This window comes from Pseudactinotalea terrae (genome assembly GCF_009733845.1).
Taxonomy (GTDB): domain Bacteria; phylum Actinomycetota; class Actinomycetes; order Actinomycetales; family Beutenbergiaceae; genus Pseudactinotalea; species Pseudactinotalea terrae.
On sequence record NZ_WNXZ01000003.1, the window covers coordinates 232,669 to 256,732 of the forward strand.

Sequence of the window (24,064 nt, forward strand, 5' to 3'; positions counted from 1 at the left end):
TCCGGGCAGAACCCGCTGGTCGGCGGGCGCACCGGGCAGAACGTGACCTAGAGATGGGTCAGGAGCGCCTGGGATCAGACGTTGCGGCGGTAGCGGCCGCCGACGTCGAAGAGGGTCTGCGTGATCTGACCGAGGCTCGCGACGCGCACGGTGTCCATGAGGACGTCGAAGATGTTGTCGCCCGCCAGGGCGGCCTGGCGGAGCCGCTCCAGCGCTGCGGGGGCGTCCTGCGCATGGCGCGCCTGGAACTCGGCGAGCCGCAGCACCTGACCCTGCTTCTCCTCCTCGCTGGAGCGCATCAGCGCCACCGGTGCACGCTCCTCCTCGCCCTCGGGCGCGCGGAAGGTGTTGACCCCGATGACGGGCAGCGAGCCGTCGTGCTTGCGCATCTCGTACAACATCGACTCGTCCTGGATCCGCCCGCGCTGGTACCCGGTCTCCATCGCGCCCAGCACGCCGCCGCGCGCGGAGATCTGCTCGAGCTCGCTCAGCACCGCCTCCTCGACGAGGTCGGTCAGCTCGGTCAGCAGGAACGACCCCTGGTTGGGGTTCTCGTTGAGTGACAGCCCCCACTCGGAGTTGATGATCATCTGGATCGCGAGCGCCCGCCGCACCGACTCCTCGGTGGGTGTGGTGATCGCCTCGTCGTAGGCGTTGGTGTGCAGGCTGTTCGCGGAGTCGTACAGGGCGATCAACGCCTGCAGGGTGGTGCGGATGTCATTGAAGGCGATCTCCTGCGCGTGCAGGCTCCGGCCCGAGGTCTGGATGTGGTACTTCAGCTTCTGAGAGCGCTCGCTCGCGCCGTAGCGGTCCCGCATGACGATCGCCCAGATCCGGCGCGCCACCCGGCCCAGCACCGCGTACTCGGGGTCCATGCCGTTGCTGAAGAAGAACGACAGATTCGGTGCGAAGTCGTCGATCGCCATGCCGCGCGCCAGGTAGGCCTCCACGTAGGTGAAGCCGTTGGCCAACGTGAAGGCGAGCTGGCTGATGGGGTTCGCCCCGGCTTCAGCGATGTGGTAGCCGCTGATCGACACCGAGTAGAAGTTCTTCACCTCGTGCTGCACGAACCACTCGGCGATGTCGGCCATGACCCCCAGCGAGAAGTCTGTCGAGAAGATGCAGGTGTTCTGACCCTGGTCCTCCTTGAGGATGTCCGCCTGCACCGTGCCGCGCACCGTGCGCAGGGCGTGCGCGCGGACGGCGGCTGCCTCCTCGCCCGACGGCGTCCTCCCGTGCTCCTGCTCGAACCTGGCCAGCTGCTGGTCGATCGCCGTGTTGAGGAACATCGCCAAGATGGTGGGCGCGGGCCCGTTGATCGTCATCGACACCGATGTCGACGGTGCGCACAGGTCGAAGCCCGCGTACAGGGTCGCCATGTCGTCGAGCGTCGCGACGGAGACGCCGGAGTTGCCGACCTTGCCGTAGACATCGGGCCGCTCCGCCGGGTCGTTGCCGTACAGCGTCACCGAGTCGAACGCGGTCGACAACCGCGTCGCCGGCTGCCCTTGCGCGAGGTAGTGGAAGCGCCGGTTGGTGCGGGCAGGATCGCCTTCGCCCGCGAACATCCGCGCGGGGTGCTCGTCGGTGCGGCGCCGTGCGAACACTCCCGCCGTGAACGGGAAGTGCCCCGGCAGGTGCTCGCAGCGAAGCCAGGTCAGCAGGTCGCCGTCGTCATGCAGCCGCGGCAGCGCGAGGCGCGGCACCTCGGTGCCCGCGAGCGAGATCCCCGGCTCGGCCGTGCGCGCGGCCTCGGCCTGCTCCGGCCAGGCCACGAGCAGCGCTCGCGCCCAGGGCGCGATCTCGCCGTCGACGGCGGCACTCGCCTCCTCGAGGTGGGCCACCGGCAGACCACGTTCGCTCAGCTCGGCGACCGCACCCCGCAGGTGCTGCGACCGGCGCACGAGCGCACCCTGCTGCGCCGTCGATGCGTGGTAGCCGCGTACCAGGGCGGCGGACTCGGCGAGGTGCTGCACACGGCTCGCCGGGATCAACGGGGAGACCCGGGTCGAGACCCGCACGCCCGTCTCGCCCAGGGTCGAGGAGGTGACGTCCAGCCCGTACCTGGCGAGCGCGTCCCGCAGGAACCCCCACAGCCCGGTGACGCCGTCGTCGTTGAAGCGTGAGGCGACCGTCCCGAACACCGGCAGCTGCTCGTGCGGCGTGGTCCATGCCTCCCGGCTCCGTGCGACCTGTCGACGCACGTGCCGCAGCGCGTCCGGAGCGCCTGCGCGGTCGTACTTGTTGACCACCACGGACTCGGCGAGCTCGAGCATGTCGATCTTCTCGAGCTGCATCGCGGCACCGAACTCGGGTGTCATCACGTAGATCGGGACGTCCACGTGGTCCACGACGTCCGCGTCGCCCTGGCCGATCCCCGGGGTCTCGACGATCACGAGACCAGCACCCCACGCCGCCGCCGCAGCGATGACGTCGTCGAGGCACGTGGGCAGCCCAGACCCGGCCACCCGGGTCGCGAGGGACCGGAAGAACACGTTCTCGCCGTCGAGCGCGTTCATGCGGATGCGGTCGCCGAGCAGCGCGCCGCCGCGGCGGCGCGAGGGGTCGACAGCCAGCACCGCTACCCGCAGGGAGTCGCCCAGATCCAGGCGGAGTCGGCGCAGCAGCTCGTCGGTCAGTGACGACTTGCCGGCGCCGCCGGTCCCGGTGATCCCGAGGACCGGCACGGTCAGCTCGGCGGCTCGCGAGCGCAGCTGTCCCAGCAGGTCCTCATGGAGCGCCTCGACCTCCAGCGCGGTGATCGTTCGTGCCAGCGCGCGGCGGTCCCCCCGCAGCAGCGCGCTGAGATCGGCGACCGGCGCAGGCGTCACCGCCGGATCCACGTCAGCGGTCGACACCACGGCGTTGACCATGCCCGGCAGCCCGAGGCGCTGACCGTCCTCGGGGGAGAAGATCCTCGCCACGCCGCGGGAGTGCAGCAGCTCGATCTCCTCGCTCACGATCACGCCGCCACCGCCGCCGAACACCGGCACGTGCCCGCATCCCGCTCGTTCGAGCTCGCTCAGCAGGTGCGTGAAGTACTCGACGTGCCCGCCCTGGTAGGAGGAGATCGCGACGGCCTGCGCGTCCTCGTCCGCTACGGCGCGCACCACCTCCGCCACCGAGCGGTCGTGACCCAGATGAATGACCTCGCACCCCTGCTGCTGCAGGATCCTCCGGATGATCGTGATCGCGGCGTCGTGGCCGTCGAACAGGCTCGCCGCCGTGACCACCCGGACCGGGTGGGTGGGCACGTGCAGCCCGGGCTGCACGTTCGTCTCGACCTCGTCGTCGAGACCGGGCCGGCTCATCGGCTCAGGCGAGCCGCAGGATGATGTCGTCGACCATCCGGCCCCGCATGGCATCGAAGCCGGTGTCCTGTCCGATGTGCTTGAAGCCGTTGCGCTTCAGCACCACCAGCGATGCCTCGTTGCTTCGATTCTGCCGCGCGAAGATCGGCCGCTCGGGGACGACGTCGTCGAGAAAGATCCGCAACGCGTTCGTACCGATGCCGCGGCCCCAGTACTCCCGGTCCACCCAGTACTTCACGTAGGGGCGTTCCTCGTCCTCGAACTTCTCGATGTGCCCCACCACCCCGTGGTCCGGGTCGTCGGCGAGCGCGATCGTGCGCGTCACCGCGGTGGGGGAGCGGCGCAGCTTCGCCCAGTACGAGTCGAACGCCTGCGGGTCGGTGCCGTCCTCGACCGAGGACGACGCCATCGACTGTGCCTGCGGATCCTGCAGGTAGGAGTAGAACGCGTGCAGGTCCGCGTCCTCGACGTCACGCAGCACGATCGCTACGGGGTTCTCGCTCATCACACCTCAGTTGTTCGGGGGCGGCGGGGCGGTCCCTTGCATGCTATGCCCCGTCCCGCACCCCCGGGTCCGAACACGTCGGCCAGGCGCCCGACGGCGATCCCGAGCGCCGGTATCTCGGGTCGTCATCGGCCTCGTCCCCGCTCCTGTGCGCTCACCGGGAACCGCGGTGTCTCGCCGAACCAGCGCCACAGCAACCGTGCCGACGCCAGAACGATCGTCAAGAACGCTCCTTGTCCGATGAGCCCGGCTGGCGACAACACCCCGCTCGCCGCCTGCACCGTGGCGTTGACCGCGACGTCCGTGACCATGATGACGACGCCGAGCACGACCCCGGTGCGCCGGCGCAGCAGCACGAGCGCGATCACGATGGGGTCGAGCACGGTCAGCGAGACCCAGAACAACCGGATCGGAGTCGGGAAACCCTGGTAGCTGCCGGTGCCGGCGCTGACGATGTCTGCGACATGGCTCGCGGTCCCGACGAGGAACCCGAGAACCCAGACGACCCGGATCCCGCTCGCGAGGCGGGTCCGGGTCGGGTGGTGCATGGATCCAGGCTAGACGCGCCTCACGCGGCCACCAGCGAGTCGATCTGGCCCATCGCCTCGGTCATGCCCTCGGCCATGCCCATCTCGGTCATGGCCGTGAGCTGTTCGGCCGAGCGGAACCTGGTCTGGACGCTCATACGAGTGCGGTCGCCGGCCGGCTCGATCGTCACGGTGACCGTGCCGTAGTCCTCGGGATCGGTCGGCTCACCGTCGTCGCCGGCGAAGCCGTCCTTGAACACGAGCCGGTTCGGTGCATCGGTCTCGACGATCGTGAACCAGCCGTGGCCCTTGGAGCCGTCGGGTCCGGTCATGAAGTAGCGGCTCTCCCCGCCCGGTTCGAACTCATGGCGGTGAAACGTCGCGGGCCAGGTCGGTGGTCCCCACCACTGCTCGAGCTGGCGGTGGTCCGCCCACAGCTGCCACGCCCGCTCGGGTGTGGCGTCGATCTCGGTGACGACCGTCAGCGTCAGGTCGTCGGTGTCCAGACGGGTGTCGAGGACAGGCATGTCAGTCTCCTTGCGTCGTGTCGGTCTCGGCGAGCAGCGCGTCGATGCGTGCCACCCGATGCCGCCAGAGGTGCTCGTAGCTCTCCAGCAGCGACTTCGCCTGATGGATGACATCGAGGCCCGCGTGCACGATCTGCTCGCGCCCGCGGCGAACCTTGCGGACCAGCCCGGCGCGCTCGAGCACTGCCACGTGCTTCTGCACCGCCGCGAAGCTCATCGAGTACCGCTCCGCGAGGTCCGACACCGACTGCTCGGCGTGCAGCACCCGCGTCACGATGTCCCGCCGCGTCCGGTCCGCCAGTGCGTGGAAGATCCGGTCCGCGTCGTCCTCGGAGAGCCCATGTACAACCATCGAGTTGTACGTTAGTCCATCATCGCCTGATGCGCAACCATGTGGTTGTGTGTCGTTGCGGGGATGGCGATCAGGCGCCGGTGACCCGCACGGCGTCCCGCGCGATCTCGAGCTCCTCGTTGGTGGGGATCACGAGCACACGCACTCGTGAGCCGGCCGTCGCGATGTCGCGAGGCTCCTTCGAGCGGGCGCGGTTCGCCTCGCCGTCGACCTCGATTCCCAGGCTTTCCAACCCGCGAAGGGACAGCTCGCGAACCTCGTCGGCGTTCTCGCCGACCCCGGCCGTGAACACGATCGCGTCCACCCGGCCGAGGACCGCCAGGTAGCTCCCCACGTACTTGCGGACCCGGTAGCAGTAGATCTCCAGCGCGAGCTGCGAGGCCTCGTCACCGGCGTCGGCCGCCTCGGCGAGGTCCCGCATGTCCTGCCGCCCGGAGAGCCCGAGCACACCGGACCTCTTGTTCAGCAGGGTGTCGATGGCGTCGATATCCATGCCGGCGGTACGCGAGAGATGGAACACGACCGCTGGGTCGATGTCGCCGCTGCGGGTCCCCATCACCAGGCCCTCGAGCGGCGTCAGACCCATCGAGGTGTCGACCGAGACCCCACCGCGCACCGCACATGCCGATGCCCCGTTGCCGAGGTGGAGGACGATCGTGTTGGTCTCCGCCACCGGCTTGCCGAGGAGCTCGGCAGCCTGCCGGGAGACGTAGGCGTGCGAGGTGCCGTGGAACCCGTATCGGCGGATGCGGTTCTCGGCGGCGACTTCACGGTCGATCGCGTACGTGTGCGCGACCGCCGGCATCGAGAGGTGGAAGGCGGTGTCGAACACGGCCACATGGGGAAGGTCGGGGAACTGCTCCCGCGCCACCCGGATGCCCGCGGCGTTGGCGGGGTTGTGCAGGGGTGCGAGGTCGGACAGGTCGTCGATGATCGCCAGCGCGTCGTCATCGATCTGCACCGAGTGCCCGAACCGGGCGCCACCCTGCACGACGCGGTGCCCGACGGCGACCAGGCCTGCCTCGGCCAGGTGGGGCCCGTGCTCGGTGAAGGCCTCCGCCATCGCCGCCATCGCCGCCGCGTGGTCGGGGACCTCGACCTCGATCCGGAACTTCTCGCCGTCGACCGTGTGGGTGAGGGCGCCCGTGCCGGAACCCCCGATGCGCTCCACCAGACCGACGGCGAGCGCCTCGCCACTGACCGCGTCGACCACCTGGTACTTGAGCGACGACGAGCCGGAGTTGATCACCAGGACCGGCTTGCTCATCGTGCCGCTGCCTGCGCCGCGACCGCCTGGGCCTGGATGGCCGTGATCGCGACCGTGTTGACGATGTCCTGCACCAGCGCTCCTCGCGACAGGTCGTTGACGGGCTTGCGCAGTCCCTGCAGGACCGGCCCGACGGCGACAGCTCCTGCCGAGCGCTGCACCGCCTTGTAGGTGTTGTTGCCGGTGTTGAGGTCGGGGAACACCAGCACGGTCGCGTGCCCGGCGACCTTCGAGTCCGGCATCTTCGAGGCCGCGACCGAGGGCTCCACCGCCGCGTCGTACTGGATCGGTCCCTCCACGATCAGCTCGGGCGCTCGCTCCCGCACCAGCGCGGTCGCGCCGCGGACCTTGTCCACGTCGGCGCCCGAGCCCGACTCACCGGTCGAGTAAGAGAGCATCGCGATCCGCGGGGCGACGCCGAACTGCTGAGCCGTGGCTGCCGAGGAGATCGCGATGTCGGCGAGCTGCTCCGCCGTCGGGTCCGGGTTGACCGCGCAGTCGCCGTAGACGAGCACGCGGTCCTCGAGGCACATGAAGAACACGGACGACACGATCGAGACCCCAGGCGTGGTCTTGACGATCTCGAAGGACGGCTTGATCGTGTGGGCCGTGGTGTGCTGCGCGCCCGAGACCATGCCGTCGGCCAGACCGAGGTGCACCATCATCGTGCCGAAGTAGGAGACGTCGACGACGATCTCCCGGGCCCGGTCCACCGTCATCCCCTTGTGGGCTCGAAGCTCGGCATAGGTGGTGGCGAACCGCTCGCGCAGCTCTGTGTCGGTGGGGGAGATCACCGTGGCGGCGGAGAGGTCGAGACCGAGCTCGCTGCCGCGCGCGCGGATGGTCGCCTCGTCACCGAGGATCGTCAGATCGACGACGTCACGCGCCAGCAGTGTGCTCGCGGCACGCAGGATGCGGTCGTCAGATCCTTCAGGCAGCACCACATGCTTGCGGTCGGCGCGCGCCCGTTCGATGAGGTCGTACTCGAACATCAGCGGCGTCACCACCTCCGAGCGGGGCAGGTCGACAGCCTTCAGCAACGCCGCGCCGTCGACGTGCGAGGTGAAGTTCCCGCGCGCGGTGTCGAGCTTGCGCTGCGACCCGGTGGAGAGCAGACCGCGGGTCTCGGCGACACGTCGGGTGGTCTCGAACGTCCCGAGCCCGGTGGACACCAGCGGCAACCTCTGCGGCAGCCCGGCCACCAGGCGGGAGACCTGCTCGGAGGGCAGGAAGCCGCCGTTGAGGATCATCCCCGCGAGAGAGGGGAAGTTGTCGGATGCGTGAGCCGCCACCATCGCGAGCACCACCTCGGAGCGGTCGCCGGGCACGATGACCACACCGCCGTCGACCAGGCGGTCGAGGATGTGGTCCATCGTCATGCCTCCGACGATCAGCCCCTCGGCCTCGCGGTCGAGCAGCTCGGCGTCACCGGCGACGAGCTCGCCGTCGACCGCGTGCATGAGGTCCGCGACGGTGGGCGCCGACAGCAGCGGCACATCCGGCATCACCCAGGTCGGCACCGGCTCGCCGCTCAGCACGTCCTTGATCTCGGCAAGGTGCTCGGGGTCGGCGCGGTTCGCCACGACCGCGACCACCTCGGCGTGCCCGGCCGCGAGCTCGGCGGTCGCGATGTCGACCATCTGCCGGACGTCGTCGGCCCGGCGCCTGAGCGCGGAGACCACCAGCACGACGGCGGAGCCCAGGTTGGCGGCGATCCTTGCGTTGTAAGCAAGCTCGGTGGGCCCGGCGACGTCGGTGTAGTCCGACCCGACGATCACCACGACGTCGCACAGGCCCTCGATCTGGCGGTAGCGGCGGATGATCTCACCGAGCGCGGCGTCGGGATCGGCGTGCACGTCGTCGTAGGTGACACCGATGCACTGGTCGTAGTCGAGGTCCACGCCGTCGTGCGCGAGCAGCAGCTCGAGGACCGAGTCCTTGCCCTCGTCGGCGCGTGCGATCGGGCGGAACACGCCCACCCGGACCTGCGCAGCGAAGAGCTCGACCAGCCCGAGGGCGATCGAGGACTTGCCGGTGTGTCCTTCGGGGGACGTGACATAGACGCTGCGCGCCATGGAGCGGCTCCTGCTCATCGAGGCTGGGACCGCCGGGCTGCGTTCCCGCATGTGATTGTGCCCTGCCTCGTGATGGGTCGATGCCGCGCGGGCGCCCTCAGCGCAGGACGAGCGTGGTCGAGGCGAGCTTGGTGCCCTCGCTGCGGTCCAGGCCGTGGTTGGCGCTGCCGCCGGGCTTGTAGACGCGCAACGTGACTTGCCCAGCGGGGCCTGTCCAGGTCATCGTGTAGCGGCCGGTCTCGCGCACATGTCCGGTCGCCACGGTCACCCAGGTGCCGCTGACCAGCCGTTGCAGGTAGATCGTGGTGTTCGCGGCGTCGTAGACCGACGGCGCGGGCCAGGCGTTCCCCGTGACGGTCACCGTGCGGCCGCTCACGGCGAAGCGGGAGTTGGCCTGCCACTTGACGTAGGGAAAGAGCGTGGTCGCCGCCTGCCAGGAGTACCCCCGCGAGCCGTACCTCCCGTACACGTGGATCACGGGTCGGTCGAGCTCCCCCTCGCTGCCGACGACGCGGGCGGCGGGCAGGGCGAGATATCCGGTGGCGTCCGCCTGCTGCAGGGGGGTTCCTGAAGGCAGCGTGGACTGGGGAAGGTTGAACGGGTCGCCGCCTCGCCAGGGAAGCCACGGGGCCCGGACCGCCGTGCCGTCGGAGCGGTCGGTGACGCGTGCCTGCGGTGTCCACATCTCGTTGCCGGTCACGACCTTGACCGGGCTGCCGAACACCGGCTGCACCACCCACTGCGGACCGGCCGCCGGATCCCCGAGCTCGACGACGAGGCCCCGGTCGCTCACGTCGATCGCGTCGAAGGCGAAGGTCTCGATCTGGGTGACCTGCCACGTGCCCGTGTGCCACGGGGTAGCCGTGATGCTGGCCCGCCAGACGCCGTCGGTCGCCGTGCCGGAGACCCGCGTCAGCGCGTACCAGCCGAGGCGCTGCGGTGGCCGCTCGGAAGACGTCACCCACGGCGCGTCGTCGACGCGCTCCATCTGGACCGACAGAACGTCGTTGTGCACGCCGTTGAAGATCTCGTCGGGGATGCTCTCGCTCGACTGCAGCGACACCTCGACCACCAACCGCCCGAAGCCGTCCTCCAGCCCATCGGCGATGGGTGAGACCACGACGTCGCCGATCGTGACGGCAGCAGCTGCCGGCGGTGCTGACGCGACCGAGCCGGCGCCGAGGAGAACCGCACCGGCGAGTGCGAGCGAGGCGAGCCGACGGCGTTGTGTCATGGGCCATCGTCCCGCCCGCGAGAGCGGATGTCCAGAGATGCATGGTGGCCGTTACTCGTTGTCGCCGCCGGTCGAGGTGGTGCCCTGCACACCGGCGGTGTCGACCTGGTCGGCGGCGTCGGGCCACACCCAGTCTCGGACCTCGGGGATGTCGTCGCCGTGGTCGCGGGTGTACTGCCGGGCGCGCAGCCGGGCGTCGGCCATCTGCTGACGCAGCCCCGCCGCCTTCGCACCGAGCGAGGGCACCCGGTCGATGACGTCCATCACGAGGTGGTAGCGGTCGAGGTCGTTGAGCATCACCATGTCGAACGGCGTCGTGGTGGTGCCTTCCTCCTTGTAGCCACGTGCGTGGATGTTGCTGTGGCCGTGGCGGCGGTAGGTGAGACGGTGGATCAGCCAGGGGTAGCCGTGGAACGCGAAGATGATGGGTGCATCGGTGGTGAAGGTGGTGTCGAAGTCCCTGTCGCTCAGCCCGTGCGGGTGCTCGGCAGGATCCTGCAGCCGCATCAGGTCGACCACGTTCACGACGCGGACCTTCAGCTCGGGAAGGTGCTGCCGAAGCAGGTCCGCCGCGGCGAGCACCTCGAGCGTGGGGATGTCGCCCGCGCACGCGAGCACGACGTCTGGGTCCTCACCCTGCACCTCCGTGCCGGCCCAGTCCCAGATTCCCAGACCGCGCGTGCAGTGCGCGATCGCCGCGTCCATGTCCAGGAACTGCGGGCCAGGCTGCTTGCCGGCCACCACCACGTTCACGTAGTCCTTGCTGCGCAGGCAGTGGTCGTAGGTGGAGAGCAACGTGTTCGCGTCCGGCGGCAGGTAGACCCGCACGACCTCCGCCTTCTTGTTGAGCACGTGGTCGAGGAAACCTGGGTCCTGGTGGCTGAAGCCGTTGTGATCCTGCCGCCACACGTGCGAGGAGAGCAGGTAGTTGAGGCTCGCGATCGGCCGCCGCCACGGGATCTCACGGGTGACGTCCAACCACTTGGCGTGCTGGTTGAACATCGAGTCGATGATGTGGATGAAGGCCTCGTAACAGTTGAAGAGACCGTGCCGCCCGGTGAGCAGGTAGCCCTCGAGCCAGCCCTGGCACTGGTGCTCGCTCAGCATCTCCATCACCCGGCCGGCGCGCGCGAGGTGGTCGTCGGAGTCCTCGGGCAGGAGCTCGGCGTTCCACTGCTTGCCGGTCGCGTCATAGACCGCCTGCAGCCGGTTGGACGCCGTCTCGTCCGGCCCGAAGATGCGGAAGTTGTCCGGGTTGCGGCGGATCACGTCGGTGAGCCAGGTGCCCAGCACCTTGGTCGACTCCCCGAGGGTGCCGCCCGGAGCCGGGACGTCGACGGCGTACTCCCGGAAGTCCGGCAGCCTCAGGTCCCGTAGCAGGAGCCCACCGTTGGCGTGCGGGTTCGCGCTCATGCGGAGCGCGCCCGCCGGGGCCAGGGAGGCGATCTCCGGACGCAGCGTCCCCGCTTCGTCGAAGAGCTCCTCGGGTCCGTAGGACTCCAGCCAGGAGTGGAGCACCTCGAGGTGCTCCGGGGTGTCTCTCGCGCTGGCGAGCGGGACCTGGTGAGCCCGCCACGAGCCCTCGGTGCGTTTGCCGTCGATCTCGGGTGGGCAGGTCCAGCCCTTCGGCGTGCGCAGCACGATCATCGGCCACGACGGGCGGTCGGTGTCGCCCTCGCGCGCGGCCTTCTTGATGGCCGCGATGTCGTTGAGCACCTCGTCGAGCATGCGGGCGAACCGGCGATGGAACTCGCGCGGTGACTCCTCGTCGAAGCCGGCCACGAACTCATACGGCGTGTGCCCGTACCCGCGCATCAGGTCCGCGAGCTCTTCGCTCGGGATCCGTGCCAGCACCGTGGGGTTGGCGATCTTGTACCCGTTGAGGTGCAGGATCGGGAGCACCACGCCGTCCTGAGCGGCGTTGAGGAACTTGTTGCTGTGCCACGCGGTCGCGAGTGGGCCGGTCTCGGCCTCGCCGTCGCCGATCACCGTGGCGACCAGCAGGTCGGGGTTGTCGAAGGCAGCGCCGTAGGCGTGCGAGAGCGAGTAGCCGAGCTCACCACCTTCGTGGATCGAGCCGGGCGTCTCGGGGGCGACGTGGCTGGGGATGCCGCCCGGGAAGGAGAACTGCCGGAACAGCTTGCGCATGCCCTCGGCATCGGTGGTGATGTCCGGGTAGGTCTCGGTGTAGCTGCGTTCGAGGTAGGAGTTCGCCACGAGGCCTGGCCCGCCGTGCCCGGGACCGGTGATGTAGATCGCGTTGGTCGACCGGTCGGCGATCGCCCGGTTGAGGTGCGCGTAGAGGAAGTTCAGCCCGGGGGTGGTGCCCCAGTGGCCGAGCAGCCGTGGCTTGACGTCATCGCGCGTCAGATCGCGTTCAAGCAGTGGGTTGTCGAGCAGGTAGATCTGGCCGACCGACAGGTAGTTGGCCGCGCGCCACCAGGCGTCGATGCGGTCGAGGGTGTCGGTGTCGAGGTCGGTGACCTCGCGAGCGGGCCATGCGCTTGCCTCGGGGATGGTCGTCGTCATGTCAGCCCTCCTGTTGTCACGCCCCACGATTCACCATCCAACGACACGGCGCCAGAGATTGTGTCGGCCGTTGGTCCCGGTTCGCCCCCGCGGCGGGCTGCATGACCACTCCTTGCGGCGACTTACCCTTGGGGCGTGCGTGACTGGGTACGAGCGGCGATCACTCCCCGCATGCTGGGGATCTTCGCGCTGCTGCTCGTCGGGGCGATCGTCTGCGTGCGGCTGGGAGCGTGGCAGCTCGACCGAGCTGTCGGCGCTGCAGAGCAGCAGGCCGCCATCGAGCAAGCCGCGCGCGAGGACGACCCACCGGTGCCGATCGCCGAGGTCGTCGGTCCGCAGACATCGTTCACGCAGGCGATGGTGGGCCAGCGGGTCGAGGTCACGGGCACCTGGGAGCCGGACCTCACGTACTGGGTGCCCGGTCGTGACCTCGCCGGCGAGACCGGCTATCTCCTGGTCACCGCGCTCCGCGAGGACAGCACGGGCGCGCTGCTGACGGTGCTGCGCGGCTGGGTCGCCGAGAAGGACCCCGCCTATCTCGACCTGCCCGACGGGGCCGTGACCGTGATGGGGTTCATCGACGGCTCCGAAGCCGCCGAGACCGGCATCCGCGCCGACCCGGGCGGTGAGATCGACTCGATCAGCGTCGGGGCCCTCGTCAACGTCTGGGGTGGGCCGATCTACGCGGGCTACGTCATCCTCGTCTCCGCCGAGCCCGGGGGAGGGGCGCCCGGAACGGCCCCGGATGGCCTCGACCCGGTGGCCGCGATGCCGCCGCCGGTGCTGCCCTCCGGCGGCCTCAACCTGCGCAACATCGCGTACGCCGCGGAGTGGTTCGTGTTCGGCGGCTTCGCGCTGGTCCTGTGGGGCCGCATGGTCCGCGACGAGGTCCGCGCCCAGCGTGCGCAGCGCGCCGAGAGCGCGGCTGCTGCACCCGCCTGAGCAGTTGCCCGTGGCACGCCCGCCGGCCGCCGCTCGAGCGCGCCGACACCGGCGAACCCCGCCCGGCCCGTGGCACGAAGTCCACGCTCGATGACGCTACCGGGCGTGTGCAACCGGTTGTCACGCCATCGAGCGTGGAATTCGTCCCAGCGACTCCAGCTCGGTGCGGTGCCGCGCGAGCTCGATCCCGGCCCGGATCTGGCGGAGCACGTTGTCGGGGTCGTCGCGCAGGCGACGGTAGGTATAGCGCAGCACCGTCCACCGCGCGAGCTGGAGCGAGTTCTGGCGATCCCGATCGGACTCGAACACCGTGCGATCGGTGTGGAACTCGTAGCCGTCGACCTCGATGACGAGCTTGATCCCCTTGAACGCGATGTCCAGGAAGTACTCGTGGCCGTCGAGTGCGATCGGTTCGTTCGCACACCAGCCGGTGATGCCAGCGGCGTGAAGGATCTTGTGGGCCAGCCGCTCGGCCGTCGACCACGGCTCGGCGCGTGAGTCGAGCAGGAGCCTTCGCCGAGCGCGGTTCCCGCGGCGGTAGGGCGTGGCAGCCAGCGCTTCCTGGAGGTCGGAGATGCGCACCATCTTCGAGCGCAGCACGTTGTCGATGGCGTCACCATCGGTCGGGACAGCCAGGTCGAGCGCCGTCAGGGCCGGGTGCGTGAGCAGCGACTCACCCCGGTTGATCACGAGATCGGAGGGGATCGCACGCCTTTCGAACCGGTATCCAGGGCGCTGCAGTGTCGTCTCGCATGCGACATCGATCTGGGAGACCGGGAGCTCGCGCCAGAACGTCAGCGACGCAGCGATCGAACCGAACAGGATCGCATCGGGCCGCCAGGCCGCCGCGGCTGCGGCACGCCAGAACGGGTTCGCGGCGACGTCGGCCCGCAGGTACGTCCCGGGCAGAACACCGACGAGCTCCCCGGCGGTCGCGAGGCGCGACACCGTGGACGGGCTCAGGTAGCTCTGGCCGCGGCGGACCAGGCGCGGTAGCGGAGGCATGAAGGCCACGATGAATCAGACGATGTGGATGGCGCCGTGGCCTGGCAGGGATGCTGTGGACAACGGTGCATCGGACCGCATCTGTGGACAGCCATGCGGGCTGGGACAAAGTCCACGCTCGATGAGCTCACTGCGGCGAGGCAACCGGTTGCCGCGTCATCGAGTGTGGATTCTGTGCCGCGGCCCGAGCCGCGGGCAGTGAGCCGTGGGTTCCGCCCGCCACCCCGCGTGGTCCGCAGCACGCGCTGCGGTCACCCGCCTACTCGCGCTGCCAGGAGTGCCAGAGGGCGGCGTAGGAGCCCTCGGCGGCGACGAGGTCGTCGTGCGGGCCGATCTCGTCGATGCGGCCGTCGGCGACCACGGCCACGCGGTCGGCGTCGTGAGCGGTGTGCAGCCGGTGCGCGATCGCGACCACGGTGCGGCCGTGCAGCACAGCCGACAGGGACCGCTCCAGGTGCCGCGCCGCGCGCGGGTCGAGCAGCGACGTGGCCTCGTCGAGCACGAGCGTGTGCGGGTCGAGCAGCACCAGCCGTGCCAGCGCGATCTGCTGCGCCTGCGCCGGCGAGAGCGTCACCCCACCCGAGCCGACCTCGGTCGCGAGCCCGTTCTCGAGCGCCACGACCCAGCCCCAGGCGTCGACCGCCCGCAGCGCGTCGGCGAGCTCGTCGTCGGTCGCGTCCTGCTTCGCGAGCCGCAGGTTCTGCGCGAGCGTGCCCACGAACACGTGGTGCTCCTGCGTGACCAGGGCTACCTGGCCGCGCAGGTCCTCGAGCTCGAGCTCCACCAGCGGTACGTCGCCCACGGTGACCTTGCCGCCGCTGGGCGGGTGGATGCCTGCGAGCATCCGCCCCAGCGTCGACTTGCCGGCGCCCGAGGGCCCCACGATCGCCAGCCGCTCGCCGGGCTGCAGGTCCAGGTCGATGCCGTGCAGCACGTTCTGGCCCTCGCGGTAGGCGTACTCGAGATCCCGCGTGTGGATGTCCTGCGCCGACGGCTTCAGGCCGGTCGCGACCCGGTCCTGCTGCACCAGCCCGACGCCGAAGATCCGCGCCAGCCGCGCCGTGCCCACCTGGATCTCGTCGAGCCAGAAGATCAGCTCGTCGACCGGGCCGATCACCTGGACGGCGTAGAGCAGCACCGTGGTCACCGCACCGACCGTGGCCTGACCCGTGCTCGCCAGGTAGGCGCCCCAGGCGAGGATCGCGATGATCGGCAGGATGAACGCAGCGTCGAGCCCGGGGAACAGCCAGGTCCGCAGCCACAGCGTGTACTTCTCGGCCTCGAACGCCTCCCGCACATCGGCGTCGGTGCGATCCCGACGGCGCTTGCCCAGCCCGAGCGCGTCGACCGTGCGCGCGCCCTCGACCGACTCCGTCAGCGAGCCGTTGATCGTCGCGTACGCCGCAGACTCGCGCAGGTAGCCGGCCGCCGCACGCTTGAGGTACCAGCGGCACGCGACCAGCAGGATCGGCAGGCCCACGAACATCCCGAGCGCAACCAGCCAGTTCGTCAGCACCGCGGCGAGCACGGTCAGCAGGATGCTGGCGGTCGCTACCAGCACGCGCGGGACCCCGAACCGCACCGTGAAGTTGATGCGATCCACGTCGTTGGTGGTGCGCGCGATCAGGTCGCCCGTGCCCGCACGCTCCACGGTGGACAGCGGCAGGGAGGTCACGACCTCGATCAGGTCCTCGCGCATCTGCGCGAACACCTGCTCTCCCAGCACGATCGAGGACCGCTGCGCCTGACGCACCAGCACCGTCTGCAGCAGCACGGCCACCGCCAGCGCAGCGGCCATCGTGTTGAGCGCGCTCGCGGTCGTGCCGGTCGACACGTCGTCGATGATCCGGCCCAGCAGCCACGGACCTGCGAGCCCGGCCACCGCCGCGCCCGTGTGCAGCCCGACCACCTTGGCGAGCGAGCCCCGGTGCATCCTCAGCAGGTCGCCCACGCGTGCCCGCAGCACCGCACCGTCAGCGATCGGTAGCTTCATCGTGCACCTCCCTCAGGTCCGGCCAGCGCATGCTGGGTCTCGTCGCCGTCGTCGGCAGCCGCGCGGCTGACGACCCGTCTGTACGCCTCGGCCGCGGCGTCTCCCGCCGCAGCCCGTTCGAGCAGGTCGCGGTGGGAGCCGCGCGTGGCGACCACGCCGTCCACCAGGAACGCGACGTCGTCCACGACGTCCAGCACGAGCGGACTCGCCGACACGATCGCCGTCGTGCGCCCCGCACGCGCCTCGCGCAGGTTCGCCGCGATCCGCGCCTCGGTGTGAGCGTCGACGGCGGAGGTCGGCTCGATCAGCAGCAGCACCTCCGCGTCGGTGAGCAAGGCTCGTGCGAGCGCGACCCGCTGTCGCTGCCCGCCCGAGAGCGACCGGCCCTTCTCGGTGATCTCGCCGTGCAGCCCCGCCGGCAGGGAGTCGAGCACGTCGCGGGCATCGGCGACCCGGATCGCCTCCAGCAGCTGCTCCTCGCTCAGGTGCCCGCGCACGTCGAGCTCGGTCGCGAGCTCGCCGGTGAAGAGCGCCGGCGTGGGCTCGGACAGCACGATCCGCTCACGGACCTGTGCCAGTGGGAACTCCGTGAGCGGCACGCCGTCCCACGTCACCTCGGCCGCGGTGGTGTCGAACCTGGCCATCGTCGTCACGATCTCGGCGCTCGCGTCGGGATCGGGGCTGACGACGGCGACCAGCTGGCCCGGGCGCAGCTCGAGCCCCGACGGCTCGTGCCGCAGGGTCGCGCCCGCGGCGGGCGCGGGCGTGGTGCCGGAGTCCGTCACGTCGGAGGTGGTCCGCAGCACGCCGATCATCTTGCGAGCCGCCACGTAGGCACGGGTGCCGTTCTGCACCGCCTGCGTGGCGGCCCGCAGCGGCTGGGTGAGGAACGTCGCGTAGCCGTAGAACGTCACGAGCTGACCAGTGGTGATCTCGCCGGCCAGCGCCAGGTGCGCACCGAACCAGACCACGCCCGCGAGGAACAGACCCGGCAGCAGCACCTGCAGCGCGTCGAGCGTCGACTGCGTGCGGGCCACGGCCACGCCCGCGTGCCGCACCCGCTGCGACTGCTCGGCGTAGCGGCGCGCGAACGCCTCCTCGCCGCCGATGCCGCGCAGGATCCGCAGCCCGGCCACGGTGTCGGAGCCGATCGTCGTGAGCCGGCCGGACTCCTCGCGTTGCTTGGCCTGCTTGGCCTGCAGCGGCTTGACGAGCAGCCCCAGCACAGCCGCCACCACAGGCAGCCCTGCGAGCACGGCCACGCCGAGCGGCACCGAGCTGCCCATGAGCACGAACCCCACGACGATGTAGGTCACCACGCCGCCCAGGAACCGGGCTGCGTGCGCGTAGATCTCACCGAGCCGCAGCGCGTCGGAGGCCACGGTCGCGACGACCTCGCCTGTCGGCAGCTCCTTCGTGATCGCCGAACCGGTGCGGGTCACGTGGTGGCCCACGAGCTGCGACGCGTTGAGCGAGGCGCGCAGCCAGTTCTGCACATCGAGGCGGTGCCCCACCGAGTTGGCGACCAGCGTCACGACCAGGACGCCGAGCAGCACGAGGCACCACCGCAGCAGCGGCTCGGTGAGCCCGTGCTCGAGGCCGTCATCGATCGCCCGACCGATCACGAAGGGCAGCGCGGCCTGGCAGACCGCGCCGAGGATGCCGAACGCGACAGCGGCTGCGAGCACACCGGACTGACGCCGCGCCTGCCACAGGAGGAAGGCCATCGGCGTGGTCAGCGGAGGGGTACCCGGATCGGCCTCGGGGAGTGGACGCACGAGGTGCAACGGTAGGGCTCGGATCACGGCAGGAGCGAGCTGATATCGGCTTATTCGCTCCGTCCGTGGCGAGCATCACCATGCCTGATCACCACCCGAGGTCGGTGCCCTCGAGCGCAGCGGCTCACGCCGTCGTCGGCCGTGTCTCACGATGCTCGCCGGAGCGGCGAGAATGAGGCGGTGAGCATCGAGAACAGCGAGCAGACGCAGCCACCGAACCCCACCCTCGACGCGCCCAAGGCGCGTGCAGCGTTCGCGCGGTACCGGGTGATGGCGTTCGTGACCGGCGGGATGCTGCTGCTGCTGTGCGTGGAGATGCTGCTGAAGTACGTGCTGCAGGTGAACGGGCCCGATCAGGCGGTGCTGGGGGACTGGATCGCGATCGTGCACGGGTGGATCTACGTGATCTACGCGGTCACGGTGTTCGATCTCTGGTCGCGCATGCGGTGGAGCTTCGGCCGGATCCTCGCGATGATCGCGGGTGGTGTGATCCCGGTGCTGTCGTTCATCATGGAGGCTCGTGCGCGCGGCTGGTTCGAGCAGCGGATGGCCGCTGACGCCACGAACGGGGAGTGACATGAGCTGGGTGACCGGAAAGATCTGGGAGCTGACCGAGACCGGCGAGGAGGCCGACCTCCTGGCCCTGATCGAGGAGCAGATCGAGCCGCGGTACGCCGAGCTGCACCCGGACGTCACGCTCGGGCTGATGCGGCTCGAGGGCCGGCGCTACCTCGCCACCCAGACGTGGCCCGACCGCGAGACGTGGGAGCGCACCACCTCGGGCGAGGCGTTCGAGCGGTGGTTCGACCACTACAGGCCTGTGCTGGCGCTCTGGGGCGCCGCCGCGACCTTCGTGCTCGAGTGGGCGGGCGAAGACATCCGAGGCGAAGCTTCTCGGATGTAGATAGGTGGTGGGCGAAGCCCTCGAAGGCGAAGCTTCTCGGATGTAGAAGGGGTGGGCGACGCCCTCGACGCAGTTTCGAACCCTCTATCCTGACCGGGTGTCATCGCCTTCTGACTCGCACCGCCCGGTCCTCGTCGTCGACTTCGGCGCGCAGTACGCCCAGCTGATCGCACGCCGCGTGCGCGAGGCGAAGGTGTACTCCGAGATCGTCCCGCACACCACGCCTGTGGCGGACATGGTCGCCAAGGACCCGGCCGCGATCATCCTGTCCGGCGGGCCGTCCTCCGTCTACGAGGACGGCGCCCCCCGTGTGGACCCTGCGCTGTTCGAGGCGGGGGTGCCGGTGCTCGGCATCTGCTACGGCTTCCAGGCGATGGCGGCGGCGCTCGGCGGCACGGTCGCCAAGACCGGGACGCGTGAGTACGGCGGCACCGCGGTGGAGGTCTCCGCGACCGGCATCCTGCTCGATGGCTCGCCCGCCGATCAGACCACCTGGATGTCGCACGGCGACGCCGTGCAGGCCGCGCCCGAGGGCTTCGAGGTGCTGGCCACCTCGCCCGGCTCGCCCGTGGCCGCGTTCGAGAGCCGCGAGCGGCGCCTGTTCGGGATGCAGTGGCACCCCGAGGTCAAGCACTCGACGCTCGGCCAGGCCTCGCTCGAGCACTTCCTGTACGACGGCGCAGGGCTGGTGGGGGACTGGACCCCCGGCAACGTCATCGCTGAGCAGGTCGAGGCGATCCGCGCCCAGGTGGGCGACGCCCGCGTGATCTGCGGGCTCTCCGGCGGGGTCGACTCCTCGGTCGCCGCCGCCCTGGTGCAGAAGGCGGTGGGCGACCAGCTGACCTGCGTGTTCGTGGACCACGGGCTGCTTCGCGAGGGGGAGGCCGAGCAGGTCGAGGTCGACTTCGTGAACTCCACCGGCGTGCGGCTGGTGGTGGTCGACGCGCGCGAGCAGTTCCTGCGGGCGCTCGCGGGCGTCACCGACCCCGAGACCAAGCGCAAGATCATCGGGCGCGAGTTCATCCGGGTGTTCGAGGAAGCGGCGCGCGGGATCGTGGCCGAGGGGCACGACGCCGCTGACGGGCCGGCCGAGGAGGTCCGCTTCCTCGTGCAGGGCACGCTCTACCCGGATGTGGTCGAGTCCGGCGGCGGTGAGGGTGCGGCGAACATCAAGTCCCACCACAACGTGGGCGGGTTGCCGGAGGACCTGCAGTTCGAGCTCGTCGAGCCGCTGCGCACGCTGTTCAAGGACGAGGTCCGGGCGGTCGGGCTCGAGCTCGGCGTGCCCGAGGCGATCGTGTGGCGGCAGCCGTTCCCCGGCCCCGGCCTCGGCATCCGGATCGTCGGTGAGGTCACGGCCGACCGGCTCGAGACCCTCCGCGCCGCCGATGCGATCGCCCGCTTCGAGCTGACCGCCGCCGGCCTCGACCGCGAGATCTGGCAGTGTCCCGTGGTCCTGCTCGGGGACGTCCGCTCGGTGGGCGTGCAGGGCGACGGCCGCACCTACGGTCACCCGATCGTGCTGCGTCCGGTCTCCAGCGAGGACGCCATGACCGCCGACTGGACGCGCCTGCCGTACGAGGTGCTGGCCCGCATCTCCACCCGCATCACCAACGAGGTGGCCGAGGTGAACCGCGTCGTGCTCGACGTCACCAGCAAGCCCCCGGGCACGATCGAGTGGGAGTGAGGCCGGGCGTGCGCCCGGTTCCGACGGCGGACATAGGCTGATCAGCGTGCGGATCGTCCACATCTCCGACTGCTACGCGCCCCGCGTGGGAGGCATCGAGACCCAGGTCCAGGATCTGGCGAGCTACCAGGCCGGCCGAGGGGACACCGTCCACGTCCTCACCGCGACCGCGCTCCCGAAGGGCACCGAGGGCGCGCAGGGCCGCAGCAGGTACCGCGCCAGCACCACTGAGGCGCCGGGCCTGCGCGTGCACCGCCTCGCCTCTCGCACCACGTTCGGACTGCCCGTCCACCCGCTCGGCCTGTGGCTGATCCGGCGCGCGCTGCGGATGCTCAAGCCCGAGGTCGTCCACGTGCACGCGGGTGTGGTCTCGCCCTTCGCCTACGACGGCGCCCGGGCGGCCCGCTCGCTCGGCCTCCCGCTGGCCATCACCTGGCACTGCATGCTCGACGGCGTCGAGAGCCTGGTCTCGGCCGGCGCCAAGGCGACCGGTTGGGACGATGCGCCGTTCGCGCCCAGCGCCGTGAGCACCGTCGCCGCCGAGCGGGTGGCCGATGCGCTCGACCGGACCGACGTCTCGGTGCTGCCGAACGGCCTCGACCTGGCGCCCTGGACAGCGGCGGCGGCGAGCCCCGTGCCGAGCGCGGTCCCGGGGGCGTTGCGGGTGGTCGCCACGCAGCGGCTGGCGCCGCGCAAGCGGACGATCCCGCTGCTGATGGCGGTCGCCCGTGCGCACGAGGCGCTCGGGCGCCAGCCCGACGGGACGCCCCGGATCCGCATGACCCTGGTCGGTGGTGGCCCGGCCGAGGGCCAGGTGCGCGCCGACGTGCAGGCGAACCGGCTCGAGGACGTGGTGACCGTGATGGGCAAGGCGCCGCGCGCGGTGCTGCCCACGATCTACCGCGACCAGGACGTGTTCGTCTCGCCGTCCATCCTCGAGGCCTTCGGGATCGCGGCGCTCGAGGCGCGTGCCTCGGGGCTGGCGATCGTCGGCCGCTCGGGCACGGGGCTGGGGGAGTTCGTCGAGGACGGCGTCAACGGTTACCTGGTGCCCTCCGACGCGGGGATCACCGACGCGCTCGTGCGGCTGGCCTCGGAACCCGAGCTGCTCGCCCGAATCAGGGCCACCAACGCCACGGTCGCGCCGGCGGTGGCCTGGCCGGACGTCTCGAGCGCCGCCGACGCGCTCTACGAGCGTGCTCTCGCTGCAAGCGTGTGATCGGTGAGCCGCCCCCAGCCGGGGCGTGTATCAGGACCCGTGCAGGCACCTCCTGATCGGTGAGACCGACTCTCGGCCGGCCTCCGCAGCCGGGCGTCCCCGGTATGAGTCAAGGAGTGGGTATGGGCGAGGACATGCACGACATGGTCGCCGAGCGGTTCGTCGGCTCCGGTGCGGTGGACTTCGACGCCACGGGAAAGTTCCTGGCTGAGATCGGTCCTGAGCTCACGCGCAGGGACACCGGTTTGCACGGGGTCGCGTTCGGGAAGTTCAGCATGCTCGCGTGCTTCCTGCGCGAGGACGACCTGGCCGGTGTCTTCAAGAACCTCGGCGACATGGCGAAGCTCAACGAGGCGGTCGACGTCTCGCGCATCTCGTAGAGCTGGCACGGTCATGGTGAAGGTCGCGTCCATGACCTCACCGGACGGGCCTCGTCTGGGACGCACCGGTCCGCTCCCGCCCGCAGGGCGCCGGTCGGTGCGTCCCGATGAGGTGTCCTGGCCGGTCGCGGGGCTGGCCCGGCGGCTGGGCGGGGCGCTGGAGCTGGCTACGGTCGTCGTCGAGGACTTCGGCGACGCCGGCTACGACGATCTGGAGCGCCCTGCGTTGTCGTTCGGCCCGGAGAAGGTGATCGCCGAGGCCGCGATGCTCGCCCACACCGCGTACGGCGCCAGCCCGCAGACCGACCTGCGCGTGCAGGAGCTGGTGGGTCGCCTCGCACCACGGGCCAGGTCGACGGCGGCGCTCGGGGACATGGCGCTCCGCCCCGAGATAGTCGTCAAGCGGGCCGTGCCCCACGTGCTGCTCACCGGCCTGGGATCGCAGGACGCCGAGTTCGACGACTTCGCCGCGGACAGGTGCGCGACGATCCTGGGGCACGCCGCTGACGAGCCCGCCACCGTGCTCGCGGAACGCCGGTGGCTGTGCTCGTTGTGGCCGCGACTGCCGCAGGTCGCACCGGTGCCGCTGCGCGGCTCCACGCTCGAGCGGGCGCTGGACCTACGGTCGGAGTCGCGTGAGGACGCCTACGGGCTCACGCACATGCTGTTCTACGTGACGGACTTCGGGCGCCGCCCGCCCGACGGCGATCTCGTGCGCGAGCCCCGCGCCGTGCTCGCCGACGTCGAGGGCTTGCTCGCTCGTTACCTCGACCACGGCGACTACGACCTGGTCGGTGAGCTGCTCATGGCCTGGCCCGAGCTGGGCGTGCCGTGGAGCCCGGCTGCCGCGTTCGCGTTCCGCCTGCTCGGTGCGGTCGAGGACGAGGTCGGGCTGCTCCCGTGCGGCAACGTGGACCCGGTGCGCCTGTCGCGCCTGACCGGCAGCGAGCGGACGCGCTATGCGCGAGCGATGTCGTACCACACCGCCCTCGTCATGGGATTCCTCTGCGCGGCGACGCTCCGAGCGCGCCTCCCAGGAGCGGTCGGCACGGCGGCGCCAGCGGGCTGGCGGCGGTTCCGGGAGCTCATCGACCCCGACGACACCAGCCACTGGCTCGCGGCGTTCGACGCCTCGCCGCAGATGACCAAGGCGAGCCTCGCGCCGTTGGTGCGGGACCTGGTGCTCACCCAGGCCATGCGTCAGCACGACCTGGCGCGAGCCGGTGAGGCGCTCGCCGTCGCAGCCAGGCTCGGCATGCCCTCGAGCGCGATGACGCGCGCCGTCAGCGATCGGTTGTGGGCGCTCGACCGGGCCAGTCGGGTCGCTGGGCGCCGGGCTCGGGCGCCGATTGGTGCCAGCCGTTCGATCTGACGTAGTGTCATGACCATGGAAATCGTTCACGGTGTTCTGCTGGTTCTCCACCTCATCGGCTGGGCGATGGTGCTCGGAGGCGTGCTTGCCTCGATGCGCCGGCCGCAGGTGCCGGCGGGGGCATGGCACGGTGCGCTCACCGCACTCGTCACGGGCATCCTGATGGTCGGCGTCCTCGAGATGGGCGACGGTGACCTCAACCACATCAAGATCGGCCTCAAGCTGCTGATCGCGCTCGCTGTGACGGTGCTCGTGTGGCGCGGCCGTAAGAAGGAGGACGTGACCACCGGCTACCTCGGAGCAATTGCCGGGCTGACCGCCCTCAACGTCGCCATCGCGGTGCTCTGGCGCTGAGCTCGACGCGCCCGGCTGGGCCGGGCGCAGGGGCCGCCGCCTGCCCGCCCCGCCAGTCCTCGGCTCGTCTGGCCCCGGGCCGGTGTCGAGCAGCTGACCCGCG

The 24,064-nt window shown here is 70.5% G+C and carries 20 protein-coding genes; 8 read left to right on the forward strand and 12 right to left on the reverse strand.

Features of this window, described 5'->3' with window-relative positions:
* Positions 1–74: 74 nt before the first annotated feature.
* The 9 genes from icmF to GPA03_RS11970 form a co-directional block, all read right to left on the reverse strand.
* Positions 75–3,311 (reverse strand): fused isobutyryl-CoA mutase/GTPase IcmF, encoded by a 3,237-nt coding sequence (icmF, locus tag GPA03_RS11930; protein WP_206673532.1) that lies wholly within the window; start codon positions 3,309–3,311, stop codon positions 75–77.
* Positions 3,312–3,315: 4 nt separating this feature from the next.
* A complete protein-coding gene (locus GPA03_RS11935; protein ID WP_156252240.1) occupies positions 3,316–3,816 on the reverse strand; it encodes a GNAT family N-acetyltransferase in 501 nt (166 codons plus the stop codon).
* 125 nt (positions 3,817–3,941) lie between these two features.
* Complete coding sequence (locus GPA03_RS11940; RefSeq protein ID WP_156252241.1) at positions 3,942–4,364, reverse strand: hypothetical protein; 423 nt, start codon at positions 4,362–4,364, stop codon at positions 3,942–3,944.
* 20 nt (positions 4,365–4,384) lie between these two features.
* Complete coding sequence (locus GPA03_RS11945; RefSeq protein WP_156252242.1) at positions 4,385–4,870, reverse strand: SRPBCC family protein; 486 nt, start codon at positions 4,868–4,870, stop codon at positions 4,385–4,387.
* Between the two features lies 1 nt (position 4,871).
* The gene (locus GPA03_RS11950) at positions 4,872–5,222 is read right to left on the reverse strand and encodes an ArsR/SmtB family transcription factor (RefSeq protein ID WP_156252243.1); all 351 of its coding nucleotides are present in this window, start codon (positions 5,220–5,222) and stop codon (positions 4,872–4,874) included.
* 70 nt (positions 5,223–5,292) lie between these two features.
* Positions 5,293–6,489 (reverse strand): acetate/propionate family kinase, encoded by a 1,197-nt coding sequence (locus GPA03_RS11955; RefSeq protein WP_156252244.1) that lies wholly within the window; start codon positions 6,487–6,489, stop codon positions 5,293–5,295.
* The gene (pta, locus tag GPA03_RS11960; protein ID WP_156252245.1) at positions 6,486–8,564 is read right to left on the reverse strand and encodes a phosphate acetyltransferase; all 2,079 of its coding nucleotides are present in this window, start codon (positions 8,562–8,564) and stop codon (positions 6,486–6,488) included. Before pta ends, GPA03_RS11955 begins: the two co-directional genes overlap by 4 nt.
* Positions 8,565–8,661: 97 nt before the next feature.
* Positions 8,662–9,798 carry a hypothetical protein gene (locus GPA03_RS11965; RefSeq protein WP_156252246.1) on the reverse strand — a complete coding sequence of 379 codons (1,137 nt, stop codon included), beginning with the start codon at positions 9,796–9,798 and terminating at the stop codon, positions 8,662–8,664.
* Between the two features lie 51 nt (positions 9,799–9,849).
* Complete coding sequence (locus tag GPA03_RS11970; RefSeq protein WP_156252247.1) at positions 9,850–12,327, reverse strand: phosphoketolase family protein; 2,478 nt, start codon at positions 12,325–12,327, stop codon at positions 9,850–9,852.
* A 135-nt stretch (positions 12,328–12,462) separates the two neighbouring features.
* Between GPA03_RS11970 and GPA03_RS11975 the strand changes: the two genes are divergently transcribed.
* Complete coding sequence (locus GPA03_RS11975) at positions 12,463–13,269, forward strand: SURF1 family protein (RefSeq protein ID WP_156252248.1); 807 nt, start codon at positions 12,463–12,465, stop codon at positions 13,267–13,269.
* Between the two features lie 120 nt (positions 13,270–13,389).
* Here GPA03_RS11975 and GPA03_RS11980 read toward each other — a convergent pair whose 3' ends face one another.
* From GPA03_RS11980 to GPA03_RS11990, 3 genes are all read right to left on the reverse strand, one after another.
* Positions 13,390–14,274, reverse strand: a complete 885-nt coding sequence (locus tag GPA03_RS11980) for an endonuclease domain-containing protein (protein ID WP_156252249.1) — start codon at positions 14,272–14,274, stop codon at positions 13,390–13,392.
* A 259-nt stretch (positions 14,275–14,533) separates the two neighbouring features.
* The gene (locus GPA03_RS11985) at positions 14,534–16,267 is read right to left on the reverse strand and encodes an ABC transporter ATP-binding protein (RefSeq protein WP_156252250.1); all 1,734 of its coding nucleotides are present in this window, start codon (positions 16,265–16,267) and stop codon (positions 14,534–14,536) included.
* A complete protein-coding gene (locus tag GPA03_RS11990) occupies positions 16,264–18,045 on the reverse strand; it encodes an ABC transporter ATP-binding protein (RefSeq protein WP_241681257.1) in 1,782 nt (593 codons plus the stop codon). The genes GPA03_RS11985 and GPA03_RS11990 overlap by 4 nt, the downstream gene beginning before the upstream one ends.
* Positions 18,046–18,225: 180 nt before the next feature.
* On the opposite strand from GPA03_RS11990, the gene GPA03_RS11995 reads away from it, so the two are divergent.
* The 7 genes from GPA03_RS11995 (at position 18,226) to GPA03_RS12025 (ending at position 23,961) form a co-directional block, all read left to right on the forward strand.
* Positions 18,226–18,621: a DUF3817 domain-containing protein gene (locus GPA03_RS11995; RefSeq protein ID WP_241681258.1), complete on the forward strand. Its 396-nt coding sequence runs from the start codon at positions 18,226–18,228 to the stop codon at positions 18,619–18,621.
* A 1-nt stretch (position 18,622) separates the two neighbouring features.
* Positions 18,623–18,949 (forward strand): hypothetical protein, encoded by a 327-nt coding sequence (locus GPA03_RS12000; protein ID WP_156252251.1) that lies wholly within the window; start codon positions 18,623–18,625, stop codon positions 18,947–18,949.
* Between the two features lie 97 nt (positions 18,950–19,046).
* Complete coding sequence (guaA, locus tag GPA03_RS12005) at positions 19,047–20,636, forward strand: glutamine-hydrolyzing GMP synthase (RefSeq protein WP_156252252.1); 1,590 nt, start codon at positions 19,047–19,049, stop codon at positions 20,634–20,636.
* 46 nt (positions 20,637–20,682) lie between these two features.
* Positions 20,683–21,855: a glycosyltransferase family 4 protein gene (locus GPA03_RS12010; RefSeq protein ID WP_156252253.1), complete on the forward strand. Its 1,173-nt coding sequence runs from the start codon at positions 20,683–20,685 to the stop codon at positions 21,853–21,855.
* Positions 21,856–21,977: 122 nt separating this feature from the next.
* Positions 21,978–22,235 (forward strand): hypothetical protein, encoded by a 258-nt coding sequence (locus tag GPA03_RS12015; protein WP_156252254.1) that lies wholly within the window; start codon positions 21,978–21,980, stop codon positions 22,233–22,235.
* A gap of 31 nt (positions 22,236–22,266) precedes the next feature.
* Positions 22,267–23,607, forward strand: a complete 1,341-nt coding sequence (locus GPA03_RS12020) for a DUF6895 family protein (RefSeq protein WP_156252255.1) — start codon at positions 22,267–22,269, stop codon at positions 23,605–23,607.
* Between the two features lie 15 nt (positions 23,608–23,622).
* Entirely contained in the window at positions 23,623–23,961 is a 339-nt protein-coding gene (locus GPA03_RS12025) for a hypothetical protein (protein ID WP_156252256.1), read from the forward strand.
* The last annotated feature ends 103 nt before the right edge of the window (positions 23,962–24,064 follow it).

Excerpts from the sequence above, each read along its gene's own strand:
- GPA03_RS11935 (WP_156252240.1), bottom strand. The coding sequence starts at position 3,816 with ATGAGCGAGAACCCCGTAGCGATCGTGCTGCGTGACGTCGAGGACGCG.
- GPA03_RS12015 (WP_156252254.1), top strand. The coding sequence starts at position 21,978 with ATGGGCGAGGACATGCACGACATGGTCGCCGAGCGGTTCGTCGGCTCC.
- GPA03_RS12020 (WP_156252255.1), top strand. The coding sequence starts at position 22,267 with ATGACCTCACCGGACGGGCCTCGTCTGGGACGCACCGGTCCGCTCCCG.
- GPA03_RS11945 (WP_156252242.1), bottom strand. The coding sequence starts at position 4,870 with ATGCCTGTCCTCGACACCCGTCTGGACACCGACGACCTGACGCTGACG.
- GPA03_RS11985 (WP_156252250.1), bottom strand. The coding sequence starts at position 16,267 with ATGAAGCTACCGATCGCTGACGGTGCGGTGCTGCGGGCACGCGTGGGC.
- GPA03_RS11955 (WP_156252244.1), bottom strand. The coding sequence starts at position 6,489 with ATGAGCAAGCCGGTCCTGGTGATCAACTCCGGCTCGTCGTCGCTCAAG.
- GPA03_RS12000 (WP_156252251.1), top strand. The coding sequence starts at position 18,623 with ATGAGCTGGGTGACCGGAAAGATCTGGGAGCTGACCGAGACCGGCGAG.
- GPA03_RS11980 (WP_156252249.1), bottom strand. The coding sequence starts at position 14,274 with ATGCCTCCGCTACCGCGCCTGGTCCGCCGCGGCCAGAGCTACCTGAGC.
- pta (WP_156252245.1), bottom strand. The coding sequence starts at position 8,564 with ATGGCGCGCAGCGTCTATGTCACGTCCCCCGAAGGACACACCGGCAAG.
- icmF (WP_206673532.1), bottom strand. The coding sequence starts at position 3,311 with ATGAGCCGGCCCGGTCTCGACGACGAGGTCGAGACGAACGTGCAGCCC.
- GPA03_RS11950 (WP_156252243.1), bottom strand. The coding sequence starts at position 5,222 with ATGGTTGTACATGGGCTCTCCGAGGACGACGCGGACCGGATCTTCCAC.
- GPA03_RS11965 (WP_156252246.1), bottom strand. The coding sequence starts at position 9,798 with ATGACACAACGCCGTCGGCTCGCCTCGCTCGCACTCGCCGGTGCGGTT.
- GPA03_RS12025 (WP_156252256.1), top strand. The coding sequence starts at position 23,623 with ATGGAAATCGTTCACGGTGTTCTGCTGGTTCTCCACCTCATCGGCTGG.
- GPA03_RS11970 (WP_156252247.1), bottom strand. The coding sequence starts at position 12,327 with ATGACGACGACCATCCCCGAGGCAAGCGCATGGCCCGCTCGCGAGGTC.
- GPA03_RS11940 (WP_156252241.1), bottom strand. The coding sequence starts at position 4,364 with ATGCACCACCCGACCCGGACCCGCCTCGCGAGCGGGATCCGGGTCGTC.